Source organism: Emticicia sp., assembly GCF_049241225.1.
GTDB lineage: Bacteria > Bacteroidota > Bacteroidia > Cytophagales > Spirosomataceae > Emticicia.
The window spans coordinates 1-6,946 of record NZ_JBMLRC010000448.1 but is presented as its reverse complement, the minus strand read 5'-3'; the positions used below and the strand labels follow the sequence as shown (position 1 = coordinate 6,946).

General features: G+C 37.1%; 6 protein-coding genes. All 6 read left to right on the top strand.

Features of this window, described 5'->3' with window-relative positions:
* Nucleotides 1-189: 189 nt before the first annotated feature.
* The gene (locus ACOVO2_RS23170; RefSeq protein ID WP_421772252.1) at nucleotides 190-3,204 is read left to right on the top strand and encodes a type I restriction endonuclease subunit R; all 3,015 of its coding nucleotides are present in this window, start codon (nucleotides 190-192) and stop codon (nucleotides 3,202-3,204) included.
* A complete protein-coding gene (locus tag ACOVO2_RS23165; RefSeq protein ID WP_421772251.1) occupies nucleotides 3,198-4,844 on the top strand; it encodes an HsdM family class I SAM-dependent methyltransferase in 1,647 nt (548 codons plus the stop codon). Before ACOVO2_RS23170 ends, ACOVO2_RS23165 begins: the two co-directional genes overlap by 7 nt.
* 18 nt (nucleotides 4,845-4,862) lie before the next feature.
* Nucleotides 4,863-5,087, top strand: a complete 225-nt coding sequence (locus ACOVO2_RS23160) for a hypothetical protein (RefSeq protein ID WP_421772250.1) — start codon at nucleotides 4,863-4,865, stop codon at nucleotides 5,085-5,087.
* Nucleotides 5,084-5,821, top strand: a complete 738-nt coding sequence (locus ACOVO2_RS23155) for a zeta toxin family protein (protein ID WP_421772249.1) — start codon at nucleotides 5,084-5,086, stop codon at nucleotides 5,819-5,821. The genes ACOVO2_RS23160 and ACOVO2_RS23155 overlap by 4 nt, the downstream gene beginning before the upstream one ends.
* Before the next feature lie 33 nt (nucleotides 5,822-5,854).
* Entirely contained in the window at nucleotides 5,855-6,442 is a 588-nt protein-coding gene (locus ACOVO2_RS23150) for a restriction endonuclease subunit S (protein ID WP_421772248.1), read from the top strand.
* A 124-nt stretch (nucleotides 6,443-6,566) separates the two neighbouring features.
* Nucleotides 6,567-6,946: phage integrase N-terminal SAM-like domain-containing protein (locus ACOVO2_RS23145; protein ID WP_421772247.1), on the top strand; the 380-nt coding region annotated here is incomplete at its 3' end.

The window sequence follows — 6,946 nt, the reverse complement described above, 5'->3', positions numbered from 1 at the left end:
TTGCATTGAATAAATCAAAAAGTGCGATTGAAAAACAGATTGCAAAACTAAAAGAAAACCAACAATTAGAGCGTATTGGCCCTGATAAAGGAGGGTATTGGCAGGTTTTAAATAAAAAGATTCAAAATTAAGGATGAAGTATTGAGTAAAAATCACTTATAAATAAGGATTAAATCGTAAAATCAAACTATGGCCCACAATGAAAACACACGAGTAAAAATCCCTGCTATTCTTCATCTTTGCAGATTAGGATACCAATATATCTCATTATCGAACGCTAAAAGAGATGAAAATACCAACATCTTCACTGATATTTTTTCGGAAAGTATCGCCAGAATAAACCCTGAACTTGAAGACCAAGAAATAAAGCGAATGCTTGAAAAAATATCTTTAGTCTTAGATAATGAAGATTTAGGTGAAGAGTTTTATAAGCTACTTACCGCAACTTCGGGTACAAAGCTAATTGACTTTAAGAATTTCGATAACAATGCTTTTCATATTGTTACTGAACTAACCTGCAAGAATGGTGAAGATGAATTTCGCCCAGATATTACGCTACTTATCAATGGAATGCCCCTGGCTTTTATCGAAGTAAAAAAGCCAAATAATAGAGAGGGTATTCTGGCTGAGAAGAATAGAATCAATGAACGTTTCAGGAATAAAAGGTTTAGGAAATTTATCAATATCTCACAGCTATTGATGTTTTCAAACAATATGGAGTATGACACAGAGTCTATTGTACCGATTCAAGGGGCTTTTTATGCTACTACTTCATTCAAAGATACAATTTTCAACTGCTTTAGAGAAGAACAAACTTTAGACCTTTCTGTACTCTTAAAACCAGAAGACGATACCATCGAGAATTTTGTCTTGAAAGATAATAATTTGATTACTCTCAAGCATTCACCAGAGTTTATTACTAATAAAGAGGTTAATACGCCTACAAACCGAACGATTACCTCGTTGTTTTCTAAAGAAAGGTTTCGATTCTTACTCAAATTTGGGATTGCTTATGTAAGAGAAGACGATGGACTCCAAAAACACATCATGCGTTATCCGCAGGTTTTTGCTACCAAAGCCATTGAAACTGAGTTAGATAAAGGCATCACAAAAGGTATCGTTTGGCATACACAAGGTAGCGGAAAGACTGCTCTTGCTTTCTATAATACGCAATTCCTAACTGATTATTACCAACAGAAAGGAATTGTGCCTAAGTTTTACTTTATCGTTGATAGGCTTGATTTATTGACCCAAGCGAGCATGGAATTTAAAAGTCGTGGTTTGATTGTTCACAATGTAAACTCAAAAGAAGAACTCATTGCCGATTTCAAAACTCAAACAGCTATTCATAATAAAACTGGACAACGAGAAATTACGGTAGTAAACATTCATAAGTTCAAAGAAGAAACCACCATCTTAAAAACCACTGACTATAACATCAATATTCAGCGTGTTTATTTTTTGGATGAAGTTCATCGAAGTTATGACCCTAAAGGTAGCTTTTTGGCAAACTTGACCAATTCTGATAAAAACGCTATTCTTATCGGACTCACAGGAACGCCACTAATTGCCGAAGACCGAAGCTCCAAGGCTACTTTTGGCAATTACTATCATAAATACTACTACAATGCCTCAATTGCCGATGGCTACACCTTGAAACTGATTCGTGAAGACATCGAAACTACTTACAAGGTGCAGTTAGTACAGGCAATGAAAGAGATTGAGATTCTGAAGGGAAAAGTTAATAAAAAATACATTTATGCCCATGAGCGATTCGTTGAGCCAATGCTCGATTATATCGTTCACGACTTTACTGAAAGTAGAATAAAATTTGGCGATAAAACCATCGGGGCTATGGTGGTTTGTGATAGCTCAGAACAAGCCAAAATGCTACAAGAAATATTTAACACCAAATATGCCGTAACGACCCTCACAAATACAAATCCGCTTACTTCGGCCTTGATTTTACATGATATTGGCTCAAAGGAAGAACGAAAAGTTGAAGTTAAGGAATTTAAAGAAGGTAAGATAGATATTCTGTTTGTCTATAATATGCTGCTCACTGGTTTCGATGCTAAACGTCTGAAAAAACTCTATTTAGGGCGGGTTGTTAAAGACCACAACTTACTGCAAACGCTTACGAGGGTGAATCGTCCGTACAAAAACTTTCAGTATGGATACGTGGTAGATTTTGCCGACATCAGTCAAGAGTTTGATGCTACCAATCGTGCTTATTTCGATGAATTGCAGCAAGAATTAGGCGACGAAATGGAAACCTATTCCAATCTATTCAAATCGAAAGAAGAAATTGATGCCGAAATAAAGGAAATTAAAGAACAACTCTTTCATTTTGACTTGAAAAATGCCGAAAATTTCTCTCGACAAATCACCGAAATAGAAGACCGCAAGCAAGTACTCGAAATCAAGAAAGCACTCGGCACACTACGTGAATTATACAATGTGATTAGGCATTTGGGGCATTTTGACCTTTTGGAGAAGACCGACTTCCGAAAATTTAATGATTTGTTTAAAGCGGCAAGCGACCGACTGCAATTACTGAATGATAGAGATTCGGTAATGAACAGCCCCGAAACAACAAATTTACTGAATGTTGCCCTCGAAAACGTACTTTTCATGTTTCGGAAACGCTCAGAGAGTGAATTGGTTTTAGCCGACCAACTGAAAGATACTTTACGCAAAACCCGTGAAGCTCTCAGCAGTAATTTTGACCAACGAGACCCCGAATTTACATCGCTCTACGAAGAATTAAAACGCTTATTCAGCAAGAAAAACCTCGATGAAGTTTCGCAAGATGAAATGAAAGCTAATATTGGGGCTTTGCGATTGATTTATAACAAGGCGACTGAAATTAACCGAAAAAATAATTTATTGAAGGCAAAGTACGAAAACGATGTAAAATTTGCTCGTGTGCATAAACGACTGGTTGAGCGAGGAAATGTCAGTCAGCGAGAAAGTGAAATACACGAAATACTGACCGATATAAAGCAGCAAGCCGATGACAAAATACTCATCAATCAGCGATTACTCAATAACGAACCCTACTTTGAGCAGAATATGCTGCAAATGGTAATCAAGGGTTTTCAGAAAACAAGTGTTAAATTAGCACCTGATTCTGCGAAGTATATCAATACTTGTGTAGTAAAAGAATATTTAAACGAATTTCACGGAATAACTAAATGGTAGTACAAGATTTTACAGCAAAGACCAAAGAATTAATTGATAACCTCAAAAGTGTTTGTACCTCTTACGGATTGGGTAATGATGGCAACGAATTTAAAATCATTACGCAGGTTTTCCTTTACAAATTTATGAATGATAAGTTTGGCTACGAAGTAAAGCAGATTGAGCCAAGCTTAAAAACTGACGAAAACGATGAAAATGCTAAAGGTTGGGAAGATAAAATAAGAGAATACACCGACGAAGACTACGAAATGTTGCTGCTGCAACTAAGCCCCGATAGTGCCAAACTCAAACGTGAACATTTCTTGACTTATTTGTTTGATAAACAAAACGACGAAGAATTTGCTAAAACCTTTGACGATACCCTACGAGACATTGCTATTTTCAATAACGAGATTTTCTCGGTAAAGACTGGTACGGGCTCAAAAATCACACTTTTTGATGAACTAAGTCAGTTTGTTTCTGATAGCTCGCAGCGTGATAATTTCTGTAAAGCCATTGTCAATCAGTTGGTTAATTTTAGTTTTGAAAAGATTTTTGACCAAAAATTTGACTTTTTCTCTACTATTTTCGAGTATTTAATAAAAGATTATAACAAAGATGGTGGTGGGAAATATGCTGAATACTACACCCCTCATGCCGTAGCCAAAATCATGGCGGCCTGTTTGGTTGATGCTCCCGTGCAGAATGTAACTTGCTACGACCCTTCGGCTGGCTCTGGTACGCTCTTGATGAATTTGGCTCATGCCATTGGCGAAGACCGCTGTACGATTTACTCACAAGATATTTCGCAGAAATCGTCGTCGATGCTACGACTCAATTTGATTCTGAATAACCTCGTTCACTCGATACCAAATATCATTCAAGGCAATACGATTCTTTCGCCTTATCACAAAGAGGGTGAAAAGCTAATGAAATTTGACTATATCGTATCAAACCCTCCGTTTAAGCTCGACTTTAGCGAATACCACGCTGACTTACAGGCAGGCAAAAACAGTGAACGCTTCTTTGCGGGTGTTGCGAATATTCCGAATAAGGATAAAGATAAAATGGCTATTTATCCACTCTTTATTCAGCATATTATGTATTCGCTTACCAGCATTGGCAAGGCGGCAATTGTAGTACCTACGGGTTTTATTACTGCTCAAAGTGGCATTGAGCGTAAGATTCGAGAACGATTAGTTGAGCAGAAAATGCTACGTGGTGTGGTGAGTATGCCCAGCAATATTTTTGCTACGACTGGCACAAACGTTTCGATATTGTTTCTTGACCGTGCCAATACCAAAGGTGATATTGTGCTGATGGATGCCTCGAAGCTCGGAAAAGTAGTAAAAGAAGGTAAAAACCAAAAAACGCTACTCTCGGAAGACGAAGAGCAGCAAATCATTGATACTTTTAACCGCCACGAAGCCGTTGATGATTTTTCGGTGGTGTTGAGCTACGAACAAATTGCCGAAAAGAACTATTCGTTTAGTGCAGGTCAGTATTTTGATGTAAAAATCGAATATACTGATATTACTCCCCAAGAATTCAGTACTAAAATGGATGGTTATAAACTGAATTTAGAAAATATGTTTGCTGAATCGAAATCTTTGGAAGACCAGATTAAGCAACAATTGATGAATTTAAAGTATCTTTCGTGAGTTTAAATCTCAAAAAATATGAAATTAAGCGAAAAAACACTTGATTATTTGGAAGAACATCTACCCGAACTCATGGCAACCGCCACCAAGCAAGCCTATTGGCAAACGTTGGCATCGGGGCAGAGTGTACTTGTTGCCGAAAAGGGAAAACTAATGAGGGTTTTTCCTGATGGTACAAAAGAGTTTGTCAAAGAGATTAATAAACCTCAATCGGCGAAGATTGGCGAAAAAATTAGGCTATGATTGATAAACTATATCAGCCACGATTGAGAATGTTTGCTGGCCCCAATGGTTCAGGCAAAAGCACCATGAAATCAGTGCTAAAACCCGAACTCTTGGGAGCATATATTAATCCTGACGAAATAGAAGCGACAATAAAAAAAGATGATTTTCTGTATTTAGACACCTACGGTGTGAGCTGTACGTTGGCTGAACTCAAAGCTTTTTTTGAGCAATCTACCCTACTCAAAAAGGCAGAATTAGATGATTTTATATATGATTTGAAGCTCTACGAAAATCGAATTGATTTTCATGATGTGGGCATAAACTCTTATTGGGCATCGGTAACTGCCGATTTTGTGCGTTTTCTTCTACTCAGACAGCATCAGTCTTTTACTTTCGAGACCGTAATGTCGTCGCCCGATAAAATCCAGTTGCTGCAAAAAGCACAAGAACTTGGCTACAAAACTTATCTTTATTATGTGGCTACCGAAGACCCAAATATTAATATCGAACGAGTAGCGAATCGGGTGGCAAAAGGTGGGCATGATGTGCCGCAGGATAAAATTATTAGCCGCTACCATCGTTCGCTCAATTTGCTGCTATCTGCCATAAAAGCAACCAATCGTGCTTATTTGTTTGATAATTCGGCCGAAAACCAAATTTGTATTGCCGAAATTACCAATGGTTCAGAGCTTTTAATGCGGTCTGACACGAAACCTGCGTGGTTTCAACAATATATTTTAGATAAATTATAAGCACCACAACCGAGTTTGAAAATAATTTGAAAAATGATGAGTCAAATAGTAACATTAGATGATATTGCATTAAAGGAAAAGAAATCGATAATATCTGGTCCATTCGGGTCAGATATTAGTAGTAAATTTTTTCAAGAATCAGGGGTGCCAGTTATTAGAGGAAACAATTTATCGAATGGATTTGGCAAATTTAAAGATAGTGGATTTGTTTTCATATCGGAAGAAAAGGCAGAAGAATTAAATGCTTATGCTATTGAAGATGATTTAATCTTTACTGCTGCTGGAACAATTGGGCAGGTTGGGATAATTGAAAAAAATTTAAGTTATTCTAAATATGTAATCTCAAATAAGCAAATAAGAGTTAGACTAAATCCTGAGAAAGTAAATCCAATGTTTGCATATTATTGGTTTTCGAGTCCGTGGATTGTAAAAGATATTATCAGTAAGAATACTGGAAGTACTGTCCCTTTGATAAATTTATCTATAATTAAATCTCTCGAAATAAGGCTTCCAACAAAGAAATTAATCCAAGATAAAATAGCTAATGTCCTTTCAGCCTTAGATGGCAAAATAGAACTCAACAACCGCATCAATGCCGTGTTGAACCGACAACTTTGTTGAAGGTTTTTGTAAAAATAGTAAAAAAAGGATTACTTTAGCGACTCACTTAAAACAATATTTCAGATGTTAACAAAAAAACAGTTTTTATGTCGCTGTTAAGTTGAGTGCAGAGTCGGAAAAGCTTTTGCGGGAATTAGAAAACTACCTCCGAGCAAAACGCTATTCACCACGAACGGTCACCAATTACAGTTATGAGATTCGGTATTTGCTGAGTCATTATTCCGACCGCTCAGCCCATAGTCTGATCCAGACCGACATCATCAATTATCTACGTTATATCCAAGATCATTTTAATGCTTCGTGGGGCAAATGCCATACCGCCGCCCAGGCTCTGAGTTGTTTTTTTCAACACATCCTACAACTACCCGCCATTCGAGCTCGTTCGTTTTATCCCCTCAAACGACAATTGTACCCCAATATTCTGACTCAGCAAGAGGTAGGAATGGTCTTAAATAGTTGTGAAAACTTGCAACACAAGGCCATTGTATCAGTTTTTTATGGAAC